Annotated in this window: 18 protein-coding genes; 7 read left to right on the top strand and 11 right to left on the bottom strand. The window is 39.0% G+C overall.

What is annotated here, in order from left to right; genetic code table 11:
- Positions 1–6: 6 nt before the first annotated feature.
- From opp4C to AC6CHJ_RS15685, 8 genes are all read right to left on the bottom strand, one after another.
- Positions 7–924 (bottom strand): oligopeptide ABC transporter permease, encoded by a 918-nt coding sequence (gene opp4C, locus AC6CHJ_RS15720; protein ID WP_066790174.1) that lies wholly within the window; start codon positions 922–924, stop codon positions 7–9.
- A gap of 13 nt (positions 925–937) precedes the next feature.
- Positions 938–1,894 (bottom strand): ABC transporter permease, encoded by a 957-nt coding sequence (locus AC6CHJ_RS15715; RefSeq protein ID WP_066790172.1) that lies wholly within the window; start codon positions 1,892–1,894, stop codon positions 938–940.
- Between the two features lie 150 nt (positions 1,895–2,044).
- On the bottom strand, positions 2,045–3,757 hold the full coding sequence (locus AC6CHJ_RS15710; RefSeq protein WP_498289260.1) for an ABC transporter substrate-binding protein: 1,713 nt from the start codon (positions 3,755–3,757) through the stop codon (positions 2,045–2,047).
- Positions 3,758–4,445: 688 nt separating this feature from the next.
- Positions 4,446–5,534 (bottom strand): NAD(P)-dependent alcohol dehydrogenase, encoded by a 1,089-nt coding sequence (locus tag AC6CHJ_RS15705; protein ID WP_498289258.1) that lies wholly within the window; start codon positions 5,532–5,534, stop codon positions 4,446–4,448.
- A gap of 31 nt (positions 5,535–5,565) precedes the next feature.
- Positions 5,566–6,378 (bottom strand): cytochrome c oxidase assembly protein, encoded by an 813-nt coding sequence (locus AC6CHJ_RS15700; RefSeq protein ID WP_498289256.1) that lies wholly within the window; start codon positions 6,376–6,378, stop codon positions 5,566–5,568.
- A complete protein-coding gene (locus AC6CHJ_RS15695) occupies positions 6,365–6,868 on the bottom strand; it encodes a DUF2243 domain-containing protein (protein WP_498289254.1) in 504 nt (167 codons plus the stop codon). Before AC6CHJ_RS15695 ends, AC6CHJ_RS15700 begins: the two co-directional genes overlap by 14 nt.
- A 117-nt stretch (positions 6,869–6,985) precedes the next feature.
- Positions 6,986–7,243, bottom strand: coding sequence for a DUF3243 domain-containing protein (locus tag AC6CHJ_RS15690; RefSeq protein ID WP_066790161.1), 258 nt, complete (start codon positions 7,241–7,243; stop codon positions 6,986–6,988).
- Positions 7,244–7,360: 117 nt separating this feature from the next.
- Positions 7,361–7,792 (bottom strand): YugN family protein, encoded by a 432-nt coding sequence (locus AC6CHJ_RS15685; protein WP_066790159.1) that lies wholly within the window; start codon positions 7,790–7,792, stop codon positions 7,361–7,363.
- A gap of 254 nt (positions 7,793–8,046) precedes the next feature.
- Between AC6CHJ_RS15685 and AC6CHJ_RS15680 the strand changes: the two genes are divergently transcribed.
- The 4 genes from AC6CHJ_RS15680 (at position 8,047) to AC6CHJ_RS15665 (ending at position 12,943) form a co-directional block, all read left to right on the top strand.
- Positions 8,047–8,544: a pyridoxamine 5'-phosphate oxidase family protein gene (locus AC6CHJ_RS15680; protein ID WP_498289252.1), complete on the top strand. Its 498-nt coding sequence runs from the start codon at positions 8,047–8,049 to the stop codon at positions 8,542–8,544.
- 155 nt (positions 8,545–8,699) lie between these two features.
- A complete protein-coding gene (locus AC6CHJ_RS15675; RefSeq protein ID WP_498289302.1) occupies positions 8,700–9,860 on the top strand; it encodes an endonuclease Q family protein in 1,161 nt (386 codons plus the stop codon).
- Positions 9,861–10,081: 221 nt separating this feature from the next.
- On the top strand, positions 10,082–10,744 hold the full coding sequence (locus tag AC6CHJ_RS15670; RefSeq protein ID WP_498289250.1) for a thermonuclease family protein: 663 nt from the start codon (positions 10,082–10,084) through the stop codon (positions 10,742–10,744).
- Between the two features lie 222 nt (positions 10,745–10,966).
- Complete coding sequence (locus tag AC6CHJ_RS15665) at positions 10,967–12,943, top strand: acyltransferase family protein (RefSeq protein WP_498289248.1); 1,977 nt, start codon at positions 10,967–10,969, stop codon at positions 12,941–12,943.
- 58 nt (positions 12,944–13,001) lie between these two features.
- On the opposite strand, the gene AC6CHJ_RS15660 is transcribed toward AC6CHJ_RS15665, so the two are convergent.
- Positions 13,002–15,038, bottom strand: coding sequence for a Na+/H+ antiporter (locus tag AC6CHJ_RS15660; RefSeq protein ID WP_371923790.1), 2,037 nt, complete (start codon positions 15,036–15,038; stop codon positions 13,002–13,004).
- Positions 15,039–15,346: 308 nt separating this feature from the next.
- Between AC6CHJ_RS15660 and AC6CHJ_RS15655 the strand changes: the two genes are divergently transcribed.
- From AC6CHJ_RS15655 to AC6CHJ_RS15645, 3 genes are all read left to right on the top strand, one after another.
- Positions 15,347–16,735 carry a protoporphyrinogen oxidase gene (locus AC6CHJ_RS15655; RefSeq protein ID WP_498289246.1) on the top strand — a complete coding sequence of 463 codons (1,389 nt, stop codon included), beginning with the start codon at positions 15,347–15,349 and terminating at the stop codon, positions 16,733–16,735.
- A gap of 27 nt (positions 16,736–16,762) precedes the next feature.
- Entirely contained in the window at positions 16,763–17,422 is a 660-nt protein-coding gene (locus AC6CHJ_RS15650; protein ID WP_498289244.1) for a class A sortase, read from the top strand.
- 132 nt (positions 17,423–17,554) lie between these two features.
- Positions 17,555–17,980 carry an HIT family protein gene (locus AC6CHJ_RS15645; RefSeq protein ID WP_498289242.1) on the top strand — a complete coding sequence of 142 codons (426 nt, stop codon included), beginning with the start codon at positions 17,555–17,557 and terminating at the stop codon, positions 17,978–17,980.
- 18 nt (positions 17,981–17,998) lie between these two features.
- Here the strand turns inward: AC6CHJ_RS15645 and AC6CHJ_RS15640 are convergent, their stop codons facing one another.
- Entirely contained in the window at positions 17,999–18,568 is a 570-nt protein-coding gene (locus tag AC6CHJ_RS15640; RefSeq protein ID WP_498289300.1) for a GNAT family N-acetyltransferase, read from the bottom strand.
- Between the two features lie 34 nt (positions 18,569–18,602).
- On the bottom strand, positions 18,603–19,892 hold the full coding sequence (gene rpoN, locus AC6CHJ_RS15635) for an RNA polymerase factor sigma-54 (protein ID WP_498289240.1): 1,290 nt from the start codon (positions 19,890–19,892) through the stop codon (positions 18,603–18,605).
- Positions 19,893–19,897: the final 5 nt, after the last annotated feature.

Raw genomic sequence — 19,897 nt, 5'->3', positions numbered from 1 at the left:
CCCTCCTTATTGCTTCATTTTTGGATCCAATACATCGCGAAGACCATCGCCTAGCAGGTTGATGGAGATAACAGTCAAGAATATCGCAAAACCAGGCGGGACCCATAGCCATGGTCGCTGTTGGAAGTCTATTAATGAGTTAGCAGAATCAATCATATTTCCCCAAGAAGCGGCAGGTGGAACAACACCTAAGCCTAGGAAACTTAATGCCGACTCACTTAGAATCGCTCCGGCCACATTCAAAGTGGCCACTACGATAAGTAAGGGAACAGTGTTTGGAAGCAAGTGAGAGAAAATTTTTCGTCGATCCTTTAATCCCAATACTTCTGTCGCTTTCATAAAGGCTTGCTCTCGAAATGTTAAAATCTCTCCTCGTACAAGCCTTGCTAAACCAGGCCAGCCAACAAAGCTAAGCATCAGCATAACAAGGTAAATACGATATTCTGGTTCTACTTTCAGTTCTGATAGTAAAGCACCCATTAGTAGCAGCAATGGCAAACCGGGAATGGACATCAATACATCCGCTAGCCGCATAATAATCGTGTCAGGCCATCCGCGATAATAACCGGATATGGCGCCTAAAGCTGATCCTAAAATAATGGATATGACCATAGAGGCTAAGCCTACTGTTAGGGATATGCGTCCAGCAAGCATGAGCCGAGTCAATACGTCACGTCCGAACTTATCTGTCCCCATCCAATGAAGAGAAGAGGGTGGTTGGTTTATGATGGCACTATTTACGGATTGGCCTGCATACGGAGAAAGGAAAGGTCCGATAAAACAAAATAAAAAAATGAAAACCAAGAAATAGAGACTCCCCATGGCCAGCTTTTTTTTGCGGATTTTTTTCCAAGTATCCTTCCAAAGAGAAGGCCGTTTTGTTGATTGTCCATGGTTTGCATGTTTGACTGTCGCTGAATTCATTTTTTCACCTCCATTATTTCAAACGAATTCTAGGGTCGACCGCAGCATACGCAACATCTGCGAATAGATTTCCCAGTATCGTTAAGAAACTTAAAAACATTGTGAATGTCATTAGAACCGGATAGTCGCGATTATTTAATGACTCTAGCTGTACTTGGCCAATGCCAGGCCAGTTAAATACCTGTTCAATGATGATTGCCCCAGAGAATAGTGCAGGTAACTCAAATGCCAATAAAGTGATACATGGCAGTAGGGCATTTTTTAATGCATGTTTAAAAATAATTTTGCTTTCTTTTAGCCCTTTAGCGCGTGCTGTACGAATATAATCCTGACGTACAACCTCCAGCATGCTAGTTCGTACATATCGAGTCAGACTTCCTGTACCAAGTAATACCAATATAAATACGGGAAGAATCATATGCCGTCCTATTTCCACATAATGGGCTAATCCAGTAGTATTGCTGCCGACGTCAATCATCCCGCCTACAGGCAATAGATTCATATCAATCGCAAAAATCTTAATCAGCAATAAACCAATAAAGAAGGAGGGGATAGACATAGCGGCAAAAACAAAGAATGTAACGAAGCTATCAAATATAGAATATTGTTTCATCGCAGAATACACACCAGTTATTAATGCAATAATCCATGTGATGACCAAAGAGATGATAGAAACGATAAATGAATTCCAGATGAATTGATTGATTACCTTTGTCACCGGTTGTTGGTATTGGAATGAAAAGCCTAGATCGCCATGGAATATCCCAGCAATCCAATTAAAATATCGTTTGATGACAGGCTCATTAAAACCATAAAATTCCCTTAGTTCGGCAGCGCGTTGAGGAGTAAGAGAAGGATTTGAGTCCACATAATCTCCTGGAAGCAATGCGAATAAATAAAAGATTAGAAACGATGTTCCAATCAATATGGGAATCGAAATAAGTACCCGTCGGATAATATATTCTTTCAACGTAAAACCCCCATCAGAAAAGAGGAGGAGCATACACTCCATCCGCTTTTAAATGAATTTCACTGTGATCGCGGTTAGCTAAATGACCAACGTCTGTCACAGGCTAATAATTTTCTTTGCACAATGCGACATACCGATTGAGGATCGCACTTACTTTGTAATGTCAACCTCAGTTAAACTTGAAAGGATACCATTGTAAGGATCTTGTTTGACTCCGTCGATTCGGGAGCTAACACCATTCAAAATCTTGCGATAGTTTAATAGAATGATTGGTGGGTTATCAGCAAATTCTTTATATAATTCGTGATAAATTTCTTTTCTCTTTTCTTGGTCTAGTGTATTTTGACCTTCTTCAATCAGCTTATCGAGAGCCGGATTTTTGTACCCGTTATTCTTATCTGCATTTTTAGAATGGTAATCTGCTACCACGTCATTTGGATCCATAATCATTGGAGTAGAGAAGGAAGCCAAGTCATAGTTTCCTTTGTCTACTTTTGAAACTAATGCATTAAAGTCGGAGAACTCTGGTTTAAGATTGATGCCAATTTCCTTATAATTCTCTTTGGCAATCGGGATTAAGCCATCATCAGATTTAGCGCTTAGATAAACAAGTTCTAGCTTTTTGCCATCTTTTTCACGAATGCCGTTTTTGCCAACTTTCCATCCTGCTTCATCCAATAATTCTTTTGCTTTTTTAGGGTCATAGTTAAACTTTCTGACACCTTCATCGTTGTATGCCCATGACACTGGCGCGATTGGAATATCCGCTACTTCGCCATATCCTTGGTAAACAGTATCAATGATTTGTTGGCGATTCAGCCCATAGTTTAGTGCTTGGCGTACTTTGGCATCCTTCATATACTCTTTTTTATTGTTAATAGAGATAAAGCTAATTGGTGTGCCAGTATAGATATCGATGTTTGCAAATCCAACTGATTTCAATTGTTCTAGGTTATCCGCATTTGCTGTGAAACCAGCAAAGTCTACATCCCCAGCTTGGAAATACTGTAGGCCATTTTCATTGGCGATTTTATAGATGAAATGCTTAATCTTCGGTGCGCCATTCCAATAATTTTCATTTGCTACATAGCGTACTTCTTGATTTGGAATGTACTTGTCGAATTTGTATGGACCAGCTCCCATTGGCTTTTGATAAAGATCTTTTAAATAATCGAGGTTGCCAAAGTGATAACCTTTACCATAATAAGCTTTTGAAAGGACAGGACCTCCCAAGATACTTAGTGCTTGCACATCAACAGAGTCTGTTTTAATAGTAATTGTTTGGTCATCAACGATTTCGATACCTTTGATTGTTTTTGCTTTGCCTTTTTTATAGTCTTCGCCGCCTATGATATGGGCACGGCTAATATCTGTGTCACCTGCGTATGATGGGTCATGTAGTATGGACAATGTAAATGCGACATCCTCGGAGGTTACAGGCTTACCATCACTAAATTTCGCATTTTTTCGAATATGGAAAGTATACGTTTTTCCATCCTTCGAGATTTCCCATTTTTCAGCAAGCTTTGGTGTGTATTCGCCTTTCTCATTGATATCAACTAAGCCGTCAAAAATAGGTGAAGATACATTGCCGTCATATCCGGTTTTATAGAAGTTCGGTAAAAAAGCACCGCCTGGATTAGTCGAGAGAGTAGCAATAAACGTATCCTTGCGATTTAACGCTTTTGCCGGAACGCTATCTGGGCTTGCTGCTTTCAGCGATTCATCCTTGATAGAGGCAACCTTCGAAGATTGACCTGAACTTGTATTGTTTGAATTATTTGTCGCCTGTTCACCGCATGCTGCTAATAACAAAGAAGCAGCAGCAAAAGGAATAATTAACTTTGTAAATTTTTTTCTCAATTTGAATCCTCCTTGGAATGTTTTCTAAAACTAAATAATTCGTTTGAAAATCGTTCTTACATGGATATGATAAAGAATTGTTTCAGATTCCCTTTCCTTACATATTTTTTATCTTATAATACCGATAAATATAGTAGGTTTTTAAACTAAAAAAATAAGCTTATTACAATTAGCCTCCTTCTAGATATGTATAAACGGCAATATAAGGATTCTACCAGTATGAAAATCCAAAAATATAATGTAGCAGCATTAGCTCATACCCTAGAGCAAAAAGCTTTTTTACTGCTTAATAGAATGTATTATTTCTAAATTATGATAGTAGTATTTCCAAATTTACGTTTCATTAGGTAAGATTTGATAGATACCGTTTTCAGAAATAATATATATCTATTCGATTTTAATGTCAATAACCTTTCTAAACTAACTGATAGCTTGATACAGTGGTTTGCTTGTTAAAATTCCCTCATCATTTATGTTACAAATATGAATCTAACTCCCCATCTTGTTGACTTCATTCAGTGTATGTATAGTTTCTTTCATATGCTCCAATTATTGATCTCAAAACAGAAGAAATAAAAAATAAAGTGGAATGGGCTCCTCTTTTTGGTAAGTAAAAAGGATGGCCACTATTCCACTTTAATATCAAAAATTTATTAAAAAAATATTTATAAAAGAGACTTGTTATGTTTTATTGAACGCGTAAGATTGGTTTAATCGCCTCGCCCTTTTTGGAGGCTTCAAATGCTTCATTGATTTGGTCAAAGTCATAGAATTTCACTAATTTATCAAAAGGAAATAGGCCGGCTTTGTAATACTCCACTAATTGTGGGATAAAGACATTCGGCACGGCATCGCCTTCAATGACTCCTACCATTGTTTTTCCTTCTGCCATTAGATCATTGTGGACATCAATCGTCATTTCAGGTGTTACACCAACAATTGCAGCCACGCCAAGTGGACGTAATGCCTGCAAACATTGACGGACAACTGGCGGAACCCCAGTTGTATCAATTGCATATTTATTGCCGCCTTTTGTTAATTTTTTGATCTCTTCTACTACATTAGTCTTTAATCCATTAAAGGCATGCGTTGCACCTAGCTCTTTTGCTAGCTCTAAGCGAGAGTCATTAACATCGACCACAATAATCATCTTACATCCAACTATCTTGGCCGCCATCACAGCACTCAATCCAACAGCGCCAGCGCCATAAATTGCAATCGTAGAGCCGAATTCTGGTTTAAGTTTATTTAAAACCGTGCCAGCTCCTGTTTGAATTCCACACCCTAATGGACCTAATAAGGCTAAATCTACATCTGGATCTACTTTCACTACATTGCGCTCATGTACAACGGCAAAAGTGCCAAAGGAAGATTGGCCGAAGAATGTTGATAATTGCTCGCCGTCTTGGGATAAACGATGCGTATAATCGTCATTGACACCACCAAAATTCAAATCATTAAACGTTTCACAAACAGCAGGGTGTCCAGTTAAGCAATTGTCGCAATGGCCACAATGAGCGAAGGATAATACTACATGATCACCCTTGGCAAAACGGGTAACGCCTTCACCTACATCTTCTATGATGCCGGCGCCTTCATGACCGAGCACCGCGGGAAGGGGAGCGATAGCTGCATCACGCGCAACCGCATCAGTATGACATACACCTGTAGCGACAATTTTGACTAATACTTCATTTGCTTTGGGAGCTGCTAAGTCTACCTCTTCGAGAGTAAAATCTTGGCCTTGCCCATGTGTAACTGCTGCTTTAATTTTCATATTAAATATGCTCCTAAAGTAGTTTTTTAATTTAATTTGCTGTACTATTTGCTGATACAGTAGCCCGTGGCCGTGTAGATCTATACCATTGCAAACAAAGCATAAAAATAATGGCACAATCAATGACGTCTCCACCATAATACATAATCATACTGCCCAGCTCTGCCTGGTACTGCGGTACTCCAACGGGCGGATGAGCGTAAATGTATTTAGATAAAATACCGTGGCCCGCTAAGGCAATGGTTAATACAATGGCGCGGTATAGAAAGGGCGTACGATGGGAAACAGGGTCAATATAAATCATTGATACAGTAAACAAATAACCAGCCACAAAGATGTGGAGGTGAATTAGAACATAGATCCACATGCTTTCATGCATAAGTGAATATAAGGGAGTGGTGTATAAAAGCCAGAGTCCACCTATATTTAAAAGGGACGCAATGACTGGGTTTGTATACATTCTGCTTGGCCAGCTTTTCAGCAGCCGAGTTAGGTTTCGTGCTTTGGCGACAGGTAATGTACGTAACAAAAGGGCCATAGGTGAAGCAAGCGCCATTAGCAGTGGGGCAAGCATTCCTAAAAGCAGGTGACCAACCATATGTGCGGTGAAATTTGTGTGAGCACGCTCTGCTATTGGTCCTAATAATGAGGCTGCTGCAAACAAAACACCAAAAAGCCATAGTATAGTGCGCTTTACCGGCCATGGTTGATATCGCTTATTCGAAAGAACGACCGCAAGGATATAGAAGACCAAAGCCAATATAAAGAAAAGCCCCAAAAAGAATTGAGGCATTCCTCCAGATAAAGAGTGGACTGTAGAATGCATATTGCTATGGCTGTTCATCAGTCACACTCCCAACAGTCTGAAGTCTGCTACGCGTCTTAAACACAAGGAACAGCCCTATAAGTAACATAATGATAGCTAAAATATTCCATACTAAATCATAGATGATGAGGTTATCGACATATCGAATTTGGTGAAGCTGCATGACTTTGTGATGGACGGTGCCGTCATAAAGCTGAAATCCTCCTAGACCAATCAGCACGCCTCCCCACCACCTTACTGGAGCAAAGGCATGGCGGCGATTGACATCGGCTAAAAGGAACGAACCGCCAATGGTCGCAAACCAGCCGAATGCATGGAAAATACCATCAGATAACAACCCGATATGAAGTGTTGATTTGTCATAAAAATGGTGCCACTGAAGTATTAAATGGAAAACAACTTCATCTATAAATGCGGCAATACCTACTCCAAAAAGAAAACCAGACCATACGTTTCGTTTCGAGTAATGAGATTGATTTGTCTGTTGTTTATTATTCATAACGGCCATATTCTTCTCCTTCAAAACGTTTTCATACAGTAGTTTTTCCTTCATCTGCCACCTTTTAAACAATTATTTGTAAGGAAACAAAAACCCCAAACAGCAGCGCTATTCGGGGTTTTGATGTTATTGTAAGTTCTTGTTTTGGACTAACTTAACAACACAGCTAGCTAGTGCTTCTTTTTCGTTTTCATTTGCAACGCCCCACATATCGGAAAGCACGCGTTGTTGTTCATTCTTCGGGTCAACATTGTTTGCGAGATAATCACCGATTTGCATCGCTGCTTGTTTAATCGCATTGTTTGGCATACCTGATTGTTCTGCTTGGTTGACATGTTGTCCTAAGAATGATGTCCATTGTTGCCAGTTTTCTAATAGAGCCATTTGAATTCCCTCCTTTTGATAGGTTCAGTATGTGTAGAATTCATTTGGCTATGTATAGTGTTGTAAATTTTTTTGTAAAAAAGAAGACACTCCTCTAAGAGAAGTGCTTTCGTCTTTTTATTGTACTATATGGTCGCCATCCAATGATCGAAGCATTTTATTAATTTTCTCTTCACCAGCAATTACCCAACGGCTTTTGTCCACAATTTTACCGTCTTTGTCAATTGGTTCTTGGAATTGACTTAGGCCAGTTGTAGCGGTCACCAGCGAATGTTCATCATAATCTAGACCTAAGTTGACCACATGCTTGATGACAAAAGGTTTGCCAAACTGAATATAGGTAGCGTGATGGTCCAAATCTCCGTCCAGTGTCCAAAAAGGCATACGGAGATAAATGGTCTCACCGCCATCACGGTGGAGGATAGAATCGAATTTTCCTTCATGATATTCAAAGTTTGAGCAAAAACTACAGCCATGAGACTCAAATACATCGCGAATGACACCAAAATACGATTTTTTACCTTCAATCTGTGAATCAAATTGGATCATACTGTTCACCTCATTAGAATTTATCTGACATAACAGGTTATTGGCATTCATCATCTAAAGACTGGACAATTACCTGTAAAAGCCCGATGATACACTCCCACTTAAATGGAAAACCATCGAGTGAGTGTCACTTTACTTCATATTGTTAACCAAAATGCTTCCAATCATTCTTTTGGATATGTAAATATTTTGGAGGTTATATATGATGTATTTTATATATATGTTAGAATAGTAAGAAAAAAGGGGGTGTTCATATGCGCGGCGCAATCCAAAATAAACGTGTGGAGATTTCACAAGAGGATGCAAAGCATTTTTTGAAGATGGCAAAAGTAGCACATGTGGCAACAGTAGATAGTGATGGATTTCCTTATGTTATCCCGCTTGTGTATCTTTATGAGAATGAAAAAGTATATCTACATATCGGCAATATAAGAGAAAGCCACTTTTGGGAAAACATCAAAGAAAATCCGAAAGTATGTATTGAGGTAAGCGAAATGGGTGATTTGCATCCTGGGAAAAAATATGCTTGCCAATCTGCACTCGTTTATACAAGCGTTGTCGTTTTCGGCACCATCAGACGAATTGAAGATGAAAAAGAGAAGGAACTATTTTTTGATCGATTGCTTGAAAAATACGGTGATCCTTCATGGACGTTTGAAAGAAAAGGCTATCCCATCCTACCCAAGATTGAATTATTTGAAGTAGACATTGACCGATTAACAGGAAAGCTAAATGAAGGGCTAATTCATTAAATTGGAACAGCTGCATAGCCTGCAGCTGTTTTTTTATATGGGCAAGATTCTTTTCTAGACATATTTGCGCTTTCTCAGGACAGACTAATGTGTACGTTTAAAATATTGTTAATTTGGGAATATAAGTTAGAACATCTAAGGAGTGATATCACTTGTTGCATGATTATTATGCAGATTTACATATTCATATTGGACGTACCTGGAAGGGGCGACCAGTAAAGATTACAGGAAGCAAAACGCTGACTTTGGAAAATATATTAAAAACAGCAACCATGAAAAAAGGATTGGACATCGTTGGAATAATTGATTGCCATTCGCCCGAAGTATTGGAAGAAATGGCTGCATTAGTAGAGGCAAATCAATTGATAGCATTAGAGGGTGGCGGGCTTCGCTTTGAAAGCACTACATTAATCCCAGGTGTTGAGATAGAGGTCAATGATGCAAATTGTAAGGGACCGCTACATGTCTTAGCTTACTTCCGATCCATGGAAACGATTCGTACCTTTTCAAATTGGATGAGCAACCATATCACGAATATTAATTTGAGCACCCAAAGAATAGCCTGTGACACATTGACTTTACAGCATAAAGTACATGAGCTTGGAGGTTTATTTATACCTGCACATGTTTTTACACCTTTTAAGAGCGCTTACGGAAAGGGTGTTGAAAAAAGCCTTGCGGAAGTATTTGATATGGACCAAATCGATGGTATTGAACTTGGACTGAGCTCAGATACAGACATGGTCAAAGGTATTCAAGAGTTAGAGAAATACACATACGTTACAAATTCTGACGCACATTCATTAGGTAAAATGGCCAGAGAATATCAAAAAATCCGATTAGAAGAGCCCACTTTTGATGAGCTGAAAAAAGCATTAAAAGAGGAGGATGGACGAGCTATTTTGGAAAACTATGGGCTGAATCCACTTTTAGGGAAATATCACGAAACCGCCTGTGCAGACTGTGGGTTTAGAACAACAGAGATTCCATGCCCAAATTGTGGCGGAAAACATCTGACGAAAGGTGTTTCTGTGCGCATTAAAGAACTATCCACACAGGACGAATCAAGTAGAGAACGCCCTCCATATATCCATCAAATTCCATTAGATTTTATTCCGGGAGTAGGCAAAAAAACAATGGAAAAGCTTCTAGCAACATTTGGGACAGAAATGAATATTCTTCACGTCATTTCAAGAGAAGAGTTAGAAACGGTAGTGCCCGAAAAGATTGCAGACTTAATCGATAAAGGAAGGAAGGGAGAGCTTTCATTGGTAATGGGCGGTGGCGGTGCCTATGGTAAAGTGAAAACCACATAAGTAGAGGGAAGCAGCAAGCTAAGACTAAGTATCTCTGCTATTTATAACAGGCTAGTTTACGCTGCCTCTTGAAAAGCATCACCAAGCTAAAAACAGTAAATGCAGGAAAAGTGATAAATATAATGGTGTGTTTCAAAAATTTATACTATTTTCCATAAGAATATGGTACCTTAATTTATAAAGAAATTACCTTTCTTTATAAATTTTTAGAGGTGGGCATATTGAAAAAAGTATCAGTAGCTTTAATTGTTTGGATGGTCGTAGCTTTTATCATAATGGGGCTTACTATCCCTGCTGATATAAATGCTAAGGCATCAGCGAAATTTACAGATTCTCTGACGAAATGTGTAGATGGCGATACAGCACACTTTAAGAAAGCAGGCTATTCACGATTCCTTTATGTGGATACCCCAGAATCAACGAAAAAAATTGAGCCTTATGGAAAAACAGCATCACAATACACATGTACGAAACTTAAAAAAGCTAAAAAAATTCAATTGCAATATGATGGGGCAAGAAAAGATAAATACGGACGCACACTTGTATGGGTATGGGTGGACGGCCAGCTATTGCAAGAGTTGTTGGTGAAAAAAGGCTATGTAAAGAAATTCTATGACTATGGCACTTATTCATACGAATCAAAACTTGTGCATCTTCAAGCGATTGTAAAGAAAAAGAAAAAGGGTCTATGGAGTGGTAAGAAGGAACCGTCTGTAGCCAAGACTTCATCAGCTAAAAAGAAAAAGCCTGCTACTACCAAAAAAACAAATTTTAAAAATTGCACCGAATTACGCAAGTACTATCCCCATGGTGTTTCTAAATCTCATCCTGCGTACCAGTCAAAGATGGACCGAGACCATGATGGATGGGCATGTGAAAGATAAAAAAATTTAGAGCCGACATGTACCTAGATGTCGGCTTTTCTGCTAATTTAAGAGGAACTTATTTACCGATTTATGTAATTTTTTGTTATAAGACGAACTTTGCGATAGGATATAATAGGATGAAATAAAATTTTTTGTCGCTTTTTAGCAAAATTTAAAAACAAACTGTCGTTTGAATCGTCATATATAAGATGGGAAGATAAGTGGAAAGTGGTGAAATATATGCCAAAGCCGATTCAAAAAAATCATAGATACATAGGCGGATTAGATGGTCTAAGGGCAATCGCTGTTCTTTCGGTGATTCTTTATCATCTTCATGTTGGAGGAATTGCCGGCGGCTATCTGGGAGTAACGATATTCTTTGTGCTGTCAGGCTATTTAATCACAGATTTGCTGATCAATGAGTGGAATACGACGGGGAGAATTGACTTCAAGAAATTCTTTATCAGGCGTTTTAGAAGGCTAATTCCCGCTTTATTTGCCATGCTGCTATTGGTTGGTTTTTGGATTACGTTATTTCAACGATCATTTTTAATAGGATTGCGTGAAGAAATATTATCTGCTGTCTTTTATGTCAGCAATTGGTTTTACGTTGCACAACATCATTCGTACTTCACAAAGTTTGCTCCACCATCTCCATTGCAGCATATGTGGTCACTCGCTGTTGAAGAGCAATTCTATATTATTTGGCCGTTGGTGATGTTAGTAGTTCTCCGATTTGTAAAGATGAGCGGGAAGGTAGCGATTGGTATCTGCTCCCTCGCATTCATCTCTGCTATAGCTATGTTTTGGATGTACACGCCGGGCGAGGACCCGAGCCGTGTTTATTATGGCACAGATACAAGAGCCTTCTCGCTTCTCATTGGTGCGGCGCTGGCATTCGTATGGCCAAGTCGTAAATTAAAAGCCAATATTACAGATGAAGCCAAAAAATTATTAAATGGAGCAGGGATCATCAGTGCGTTAGTACTGTTACTCATGATTATTTTTATGCATGAAGAAGGTCCGTTTCTTTACGAAGGCGGGATGTTGTTAGCATCTCTTGCGACAGCAGTGCTGATTGCTGTCATCGTCCATCCGGCGAGTTGGCTGGGTGAAATCTTAAGCTTTCGACCGTTATTATGGGTTGGTGTTCGCTCTTACGGGATATATATTTGGCATTTTCCGTTTATTGTCTTGATGGGAGCAGGTCTTGAAGGTGTGCCTATACCATTCTGGAAGACGCTAATCATTATTTTAATGACAGTTTTATTTGCAGAGCTTTCATGGCGTTTTGTGGAGGATCCCATTCGAAAGGGCGAATGGAAGGTTTGGGTATCCAAATTTAAAACACATGAATGGTCATGGAAGTGGAAAGATTGGACATTACCTTACCGCATTGGATCAGCGATGCTTGGATGTATAGTCATCATTTTTATGATGGGTATGATTTCTACGCCGTCTGATACTCAAGCAAGCAGCAGGGCGCTAGAGCAGCATCTGCTGAATGAAGAGAAAAAATTAGAGAACTCTTCCGGTACAACAGAGCCGAAGAAAGAGAAGCAAGATGCTGCTAAAAAGGAAGTTACTTCACAAAAAGAGAATTCCAAAGATAACAGTACAAGAGAAGAAGCGAAGTTGGCACAAAAAGAAAAAGAAGCACAACTAGCGAAAAAGAAAGAACAGGCTGAAAAAAAAGCAAATGAAAAAAAGAAAAAGAAAAAGATTGTTCCAGGCACTGTTCCCTCTTCACTTAGCGTCACAGCTATTGGAGATTCAGTTATGCTAAGTGCTGCCTCTGCATTAAAGGCACAAATTCCGCAAATTGTCGTCGATGCAAAAGTAGGGCGACAAATGTATGATACGTACGATGTCGTCACATCATTGAAAAGCCAAGGAAAGCTTGGCAAAGTAGTTGTTGTCGGACTTGGTTCTAATGGCGACTTTAGCGGACCACAGCTAGAAGAATTGCTAAACACCATTGGAAAGACTAGGCAAATTTATCTTATCAACACGCGCGTTACGCGAAATTGGCAGGATAATGTGAATCGCAAATTGAATGAGGCTATTAAAAAAAGAGACAATGTCCGGCTGATTAATTGGTATGAAGCGACAGAAGATGAAGAACAGCTATTTTATAATGACCATATCCATCCAAATGCTGAAGGTGCGAAATATTATACAGCGCTCATTAGCAGTGAAATTGCGAAACATGAATAAACGTTATGCAAAAAAGACACGCAAGAGAATTTACTCTCGCGTGTCTTTTTATAATCACTTATTCTACTTGTTCATATAGATTAACACTTTCGATGTAATTGATAAATCTACGTAATTCTCGTTCTTGTTCCCGATTGATTTCGCCCATTTCATACATATGATGAACCTCGGCTCTTTCTGTTTCAGTAATTACAGATCGGAGTTCATCTTTGATTTCCTCTTGTTTATTCGTATCCATTGTAACTGGCTTTTTCAGCTGGTTAAGGGCTCTTTCATATTCAAATGAAACGATATAGTAGAGGTCTGGTTCATTTGAAATTGCTGCTTGTTCTTTCAGGTAGATTAGCGCTTGTTGGTACGTGTTTCTTCGTACATCTTGTCTCATCTTGATATAAGAAATGAACTGCTCTTTGTCCAAGCGATACTTTTTACGAGTAATACGCCATTCGTGAACAACGCGATAAAGAATATATAAGACGCCTTTCCGCATGTTTTGATGGATGGCTCTTTTTCGCTCTATAAAAGCTGTTTGGAATCCGATATACATATCCTCATCCAGATGGTTGCCTTTATGCAGCTCCTGAATGTATTGCTCTTCGATAGATAAAGCTTTTAAGCGGATTTTCATAATTTCGCTCTGATATCCAGGATTTCCAGTTTTAGCAGCATTGCCGTCCAGCTGAGCCTGGCGGAAGAGTTGCTGGTATTCGCCAATTAACTGATAAGCTGCTGTCCGATTTTTATCGTTTATCTCACGATGGATCTGTTTAATAGATGCCATCAAGATTTTCTGCTTGGCTTCATTGAAGCTTAATGAGTCAGCTTTTTCTTCCTTTGTTTCCTCGGTATCAATGAGGAGTGGAAGGAAAACGGTAGCCACAAGCAGTGTAAATAAAATGACAGCGGAAGCTAGAAATAAAAGGAGCGAACGTTCAGGGAAGAGCTCCCCATTTTTTGTAAAGAACGGCAGTGATAAGATACCGGCCATTGTGACAGCACCACGCACGCCTGTCAGGCTGCTTAGTAAGCTTGTTTTTAAGGTTGGTTTTTCTTCATCTCTACCTTTTTTGTATTCATAGATAGCACCTATGTGTGACCAAATGAAACGGATCACTAATATAGCGGTACCTATTGCCACGGCATACCCTATTAGCTTCCAGTTGTTAATGCTCTCATTTTCAATGGAGGCTTCAACTGTGGAGGGAATGTTTAATCCTAATAGTAAAAAGACAATTCCATTTAAAATAAATAGCACGATTGACCACGTATTTTCAGTAAGCAATTGCTCCTCAGCGAGTACTGTTTCTGTTTTATCTTTAACGAGGGCTTGCGTAATACCTGCTACAACTACGGCAATAACACCGGAAGCATGGAACAAATCTTCTGCCGCTAGGTAAACAAGGAATGGTGTCAACAGCTGGAGCAACGTATGGAACACAACGTCTCGAATCCCTGCACGTCTTAATGAAAAGCGGATTTGAGTTAGAATGATGCCAACAACCAAACCGATTAATGCGCCCACTAAAAAAGTGTATGAGAAGTCAATTAGCGCTTCTTTAATGGAAAAGTAGCCAGTAACAACAGCTGCTACTGCATAGTTGAAGGCAACAAGGCCAGAAGCATCATTAATCAATGATTCGCCTCGTACTACATTTAAAATTTTTTCTGGAATTTGTATTCTTTTAGCAATCCCATTGACAGCAACAGGATCTGTAGGCGAAAGAATAGCAGCAAGCGCAAAAGCGGCTGCAAGCGGTATAGATGGTATTAACCAATGGATAAAGTAACCGCCGGCTATTGTGGTGATTAGTACAAGGACGATGGCATTGCCCAAGATAGGCATTCGCATATTCCAAAGCTGGTCCCTTGGAAAATTACGGCCATCATTGTAAAGTAGGGGAGCTACGAATAACAATAAAAACCATTCTGTCTTCAATTCTAAGGTTACATTGCTAAATAGAAGGGCTACAATGACACCTAAAGCGACTTGTATGAGCGCTGTAGGAATTGAGGGTATGTAGTGGCTAATAATGTTAGAGATAAGTAAGCAGCCCATTAAGACGAAAATAATCATCAGTAAATCCAAAAATATCATCCTCTCAGTTGGAAGAAAACTGTATTAATTTTGCAAAAATTATATGAAAGCCCCTAAGTACTGTTACTGATTTAAAGTGGAAAAGCGGGGGTGTATATTAAAAGAATAAAATGTATAAAAGAGTTCTACAACTAATAACCCTTCGAATTGACTATTTTTTTTTTGACACATTCACTAATAACTCCATCATTTAAAATTAAACTGTGACCAAAATCATGGCAGCAAGTTTTACGAAAGATTATACTAAAGCATGGATAAAGGTGATAACACCTAGCAGGAAACAAGCAAACTAAAAGGAGATGGACAGCTTGCAGACAGTTGTTGTAATCGGTGGAGGCATCACGGGTCTTTGTACCATGCATGAACTCCAAAAACAGAAAGTAGAAAAAAATTTGCCTCTCCGCCTCATTCTCGTAGAAAAGAATAACCATCTCGGCGGAAAAATGCATTCTGTACGCGAGCAAGGATTCATTATGGAGACAGGAGCTGACTCAATCGTTGCTCGCCATAAGAGTGTGTTGCCACTTGTACAAGATATAGGCTTAGAGAGTGAACTTGTCTATAACAGCACAGGTATTTCTTATATTTATAGCCATAACAAGCTGCATGCCATACCAGCAGATAGTGTATTTGGCATTCCGACAAGTATAGATTCACTTAATAGTAGTACCCTCATTTCTGAAAAGGGTAAACAAGATGCATTAAATGATTTTGATTTAGCGGAAAACCCATTTACAAAGGATAGCTCGATCGGCGAGTTCCTTGAATATTATTTAGGGAAAGAGCTTGTAGAAAAGCAGATTGCACCTGTACTGTCAGGGGTTTATTCAGGTGATTTATATAAATTGACCATGGCTTCAACACTTCCTTATTTGCTGGATTACAAAAATCAGTACGGCAGCATTATCGAAGGTTTTGGAGAGAACCGAGAGCAGTTCCAAAAAAGCGCCGAGAAAAAATTTATCTCCTTTAAACGAGGGCTATCACAGCTTATAGAAAAGCTAGAAGAAACCCTAACAGATGTTGAAATCGTCAAGGGATTAGAGACAAAGGCAATTTTGAAGAGTGGAGACCGCTATTTATGTGAATTCGATAATGGCGATAGCATAGAAGCAGATACGATAGTGTTATCTACACCGCATCAGTCTGCGAGCACATTACTGCGCGACGAAAAGATTCAAACAGAACTAAATTCAATCCGCAATGCCTCCATTATTGCTGTATATGTAGGCTTTGACATACCAGACAATCAATTGCCTGCAGATGGCACAGGATATATTGTGTCTGAAAACACCGATGTATTATGTAATGCTTGCACATGGACTAGTCGAAAATGGAAACATACCTCAGAGTCAGGGAATCTGTTAATTCGTATGTTTTATAAAAGCTCAAACCCCGCATTTGAACAATTAAAGGGATTGAATGATGCCCAATTAGTTGACGTTGCACTTAAAGATATAAGAAAATCACTTAAAATTGAAGGAAAACCAGTCGTATCCAATGTAACTAAATGGACAGATTTAATGCCTGTCTATGGTATGGACCATGCGAAAATCGTTCAATCTCTAACAGAGCAAATGGAAATGGAGTATCCGAATGTATTTTTGGCTGGCTGTTCTTATTATGGTGTAGGAATAGGGAATTGTATTCAAAATGGCCAAGATACCGCGCGGAAAATTTTGGACTTTAACAAGTAAGTAAAATTCTGGAAAGAGAGGTTTTCTATGACTAGAAAAATATTATTGGTTGCAGGAACCTTATTGCTTCTTGTTGGATTGACGTTGAGCTTTCAAAAACCGATCATGAGCTTTTTAGTTGGCCAGATGTCAAAAGAGACGATACAAAAAGCCAGTAAGCCAACTGAAAAAGAAGATAGGCATTCTTCGTTTGATTTTGCCCAAGTGAAGAATGTAACACTTCGGGATGTTTTAGATGCACGGACGAAGAAAAAAAATATTCATGCGATCGGCGCCATCCACATTCCTAAAGTAAAGCTTCAGCTACCTATTGTTTATGGCATCTCGAATGCCAATTTGACAGTCGGAGCAGGTACGATGAAAAAAGAGCAAGAAATGGGAGAGGGGAATTATGCCCTCGCTGCCCACAATATGAATGATGGAAAGACACTATTTAGCCCGTTGACTAAAGCTAAGAAGGGCATGAAGGTGTATCTAACGGATTTTCAAGAGATATATGAATATCGAATAGAAGATATGTCTTATGTACAGCCCACTCAGGTTGATGTGATTCAAGATATCGGTCAAAAACGACTTATCACACTTGTCACATGCAACGCAGATGGTACCCAAAGGCTTATTGTCAGAGGTGAGTATGTAAGGCAATTCCCTTATAAAGCAAATAACAGTTACTTTTTGAACACGTAGAATTTCATGATTGCTCTAAACCCAGGGTGGGGCAGTTGGCTAATGCTGACTGCCCTTTTATTATATATTTTTAAATTATTACAAATTTTAGAAAACGAGTATATAATGAGATACAAAGGGGAGGGGTATTAAATGGAGTGTTTAGGTTGTAAATTAGCAAATAAAGAAGAAGCTGTTCACATAGTATTCGAAGATGATTATGTTTGTTGTATTTTAGACCACAAACCTTATAATGAGGGACATGTTCTAATCTTGCCGAAAAAACATATTCGATATTTTGATGAATTTGACGAACTTACGGCAACATCATTAATGAAGGCATCAGGAATGATGTCCAAAGCTATAAATAAGTTGTTTAATCCAGAGGGAATTACGGTATGCCAAAATGGTGGGGCTTTTGATGAACTCACACATTTTCATATGCATATCGTTCCGAGATATAAAGGAGAAAACTTTGCGGAATTCTTTACTGAATATGGAGATGCCGACATTGAAGCAGAAAATAAATTAGTCGAGACAAAAAGAAAACTCATAGACACAATAAAGGGATTGGATTAAAATCCAATCCCTTTTTGATTATGGGGAAGCAAAAAACTCTTCATCCGAGATAGAGTACATTTTGATATCTCGCTGGAAACCCTTGGTGTACATGGCTTTTCGCATAACTCCTTCAAAGGACATACCGATTTTCTCCATCACTCGTGCGGAACCAATATTTTCTGCCATGCATCTTGCTTGAATGCGGACTAAATCCATGTGGGTAAAGCCGTATTTTATCACTTCGTTTGCAGCTTCTGTTACAATGCCCATTCCCCAATAGTTCTGAGACAGGCAATATCCAATCTCAGCAACATGATAATTTGGCTGCCACATTACGAAATCAATAGTGCCGATTAGCCTTCCATTTTCTTTATACTCGATGCCCCATGGCGCAATTTTTTTTACCCGATATTGTGCGAGCACAAATTCAATAAATCCACTCGTATCAGCTAGTGACTTATGTGTGTCCCATGTCACGTATTTTGAGACCTCTTCATTTGAAGTGTAGGCATATATATCTTCTTTATCTTCCAATTCGATTTTTCTAAGTAGAAGACGATCTGTTTCGAGAGTAGGTAAGTCACCGAATATTGTTTCCATCTTTATGGATCCACCTCTTATCTTAGTGTCTATCTAACTATTAAATCCACTGTTTACGCATGCTGGCCGATGGAATATTGAGCTCATCGCGGTATTTGCTGATCGTTCTTCTGGCAATCTGGATTGCATACTCCGTGTTGAAAAACTCAGCAATTTTTTGGTCTGAGAAAGGCTTTTTCTTGTTTTCAGTTCCTATAAATTGTTTTAAAAGGGCTTTCACTTTTTCTTGCGAGAATTGATGACCATTCGTACTCTCCACTTTCGAAGAAAATAATGACTTTAATTCAAACAGGCCAGCCGGTGTTTGGATATACTTGTTGGATGTCGCTCGGCTAACAGTTGATTCATGCATACCGATTTCCATGGCCACTTCCTTTAAGGTTAAAGGAGAGAGTTCTGATAAACCGTTTCGGATAAAGGCTGGCTGTTTTTCTAATAGGACATGCATAATCTTGATAATCGTTTGCCTGCGCTGTTCAATGCTGTTGACAAGCCATTGATAGTTTTTGTACTGCTCTTTTATATACTGTTTTTCTACGCCATTGCTGGTTGGGATATGTAAGTTTTGTTCATTCAATGTAACTGTCGGCAAATAGCGATCATTCAAAAAGAACGCAAATCCTCCTCTTTCTTCAATCACGATGATATCTGGTTGTGCAAATTCTGTTCTGTCTTGCTTTAATAAGCATGGTTTTGGATTGAGAGATAAGATGCAGTTATTTATATAAGCCACTTCTTCTACAGAACAATTCAGCTTTTTAGCCATTTCTTTCCACTTTTTTTCTGCAATTAAGGGCAAGCATGTTTTGATTGCCTCTTTTAATAAATAGTGCTGAGGAAACCGTTCGTTGCACTGAAGGGTTAAGCATTCTTCAATTGTACGAGCGCCAACACCTGCTGGGCCAATTTGCTGTAAAAGGCAAATCCCATGGGAGAGATCTACATCTGTGTAGGGGCAGTTCTGTTCATCTATCTCTAGATAGCCGGAATCATTGAGGTTATGAATAATATATTTTAAAAGGTCTTTCGTTGTCTTTTCTTTATAAGTGACATTAACAATTTGTATTAATTGATCTCTTCCATTTTCCTCACGAGCCTTGATCATCTCCTGAGGCATGCCCGCAGGTTTTATCGCCCACTCAGAAGAAATCCTTTCAATTTGGGGAGAAGGGGGAGAATCATGCAATTCAATCAATGGGTTCTCCAGCTCTTGTTCCCGTATGAATTGTTCTAAATCTGTTGTTGAGTATTGTAGCAGTTCAATCGATTGGCGGAGTTGAGACGTCATTAAAAGCTTTAGTTCTTGCTTTTGGTTTAGAAGTAATTCCATAAAAA

The organism is Rummeliibacillus sp. GQ308 (genome assembly GCF_059759115.1).
This window is presented reverse-complemented; position numbering and strand designations above follow the sequence as displayed.